Source organism: Mesorhizobium sp. M7A.F.Ca.CA.002.04.1.1 (assembly GCF_004022805.1).
Taxonomy (GTDB): Bacteria; Pseudomonadota; Alphaproteobacteria; order Rhizobiales; family Rhizobiaceae; genus Mesorhizobium; species Mesorhizobium ciceri.
This window is the reverse complement of sequence record NZ_RZPL01001034.1, coordinates 1-1,392: the sequence shown is the minus strand read 5'-3', so window position 1 is coordinate 1,392 and position 1,392 is coordinate 1. Positions and strand designations below refer to the sequence as shown.

Below are 1,392 nucleotides of genomic sequence, written 5' to 3'. Positions count from 1 at the left end.
ACAGTCGGCAGCGCAGGAACCGGAGGAAAAGACGATGACCGCGCCAGGCGATTTGCAGCAGGCAGTGTTTCTCAGGCTGAGAAGCGACGCATCGCTGTCGGCCTTGTTGGGCGGCGCCGGACTGCTCGAACGGCCAACCGACAACGCCGCTTTTCCGTACGTGACCTGCGGCCATACCTCCGCTTTCGACTGGGATACGGGCATCGAGAACACTGACGATCAGTTGATTACGCTGCATGTCTGGTCGAAAGCCCATGGTGATGCCGAAACGCTAGCCATCATGGCCGCCATCCAGGTGCGCCTTGCCGACGCAGCATTGGTGATCGGCCCTCGCGGCCAGACACGACTGTCGCTGGAATTTGCCGAAGCCCGCCATGACGAGGATCTGCTCGTGCATCACGGGCTGCTGCGTTTTCGCGCGATGACGCAGGAAAATGCCTGATGCGCTTTCAATATGGTCAAAACGGAGTCTAGACTGGACTTTCGCGGGATTTCGCCTGTTCGAGGCGGTGAAATCCCAGGTTGACTGTCTCGCGTTGCAGGGGTGTGGCGAGGATGTTTTCAGCGGCGTTCACCGTTCATTTCACGTTCAGCACCGATGCGTTACAACGCCGGTCATGAAAACGCTTCGCTCCCACTTCCGAACCGCGACACTGGCGCTTTGTGCTGCCGGGCTGTTTGCGTCGCAGGCGATGGCGATGCCGGTCATCGCGCCGCCCGACCTTGCCAGTCCGATCGTACTGGCGGCCTCCGATTGCTACGCCATCGGCCAACAGGTGGCTGAGCAGAATGGCGGAACGCTGGCCAAGGCCTCGCAATCGACGCGCGGCGGTCAGCCTGTCTGTGTCATCGTCGTGCTCGTTCCGGGCAAGGACGGACAACGTCCGCGCCGTTCCGAGATCGTCGTTCCGCTGAACTGATCCAATCAATCTTAGGCTACGTTTCCCAGGCCGCCGGAATCGGCCTATATCTGCCCCAGTTTTCAATCCTACAAAGCTCTTCCATCCGACAAAGCTCTTCAACAGGTATCGAACTCCGCATGCGTGTACTGGTCGTCGAAGATGACAAGGATCTCAATCGGCAGATATCGGATGCGCTGGTCGATGCCGGCTATGTCGTCGACCGCGCCTTCGACGGCGAGGAAGGCCATTTCCTCGGCGACACCGAGCCCTATGACGCGGTCGTGCTCGATATCGGCCTGCCGCAGATGGACGGCATCAGCGTGGTCGAGCGCTGGCGACGCGGCGGCCGCAAGATGCCGGTGCTGATCCTGACGGCGCGCGACCGCTGGAGCGACAAGGTTTCCGGCATCGATGCCGGCGCCGACGACTACGTCACCAAGCCGTTCCACATCGAGGAGGTGCTGGCGAGGCTACGGGCTCTGATCCGGCG

General features: G+C 61.2%; 3 protein-coding genes. All 3 read left to right on the top strand.

All coding sequences use genetic code 11. The annotated features are described in order from the left end of the window. A partial coding sequence (locus ENZ75_RS31825; RefSeq protein ID WP_245481327.1) for a DUF3168 domain-containing protein occupies positions 1–442 on the top strand: 442 nt, incomplete at its 5' end. A 175-nt stretch (positions 443–617) separates the two neighbouring features. Beyond that, positions 618–920 carry a hypothetical protein gene (locus tag ENZ75_RS31820; protein WP_013532640.1) on the top strand — a complete coding sequence of 101 codons (303 nt, stop codon included), beginning with the start codon at positions 618–620 and terminating at the stop codon, positions 918–920. Between the two features lie 119 nt (positions 921–1,039). Continuing rightward, on the top strand, positions 1,040–1,392 hold a 353-nt coding region (locus tag ENZ75_RS31815; protein ID WP_164888174.1), incomplete at its 3' end, for a response regulator transcription factor.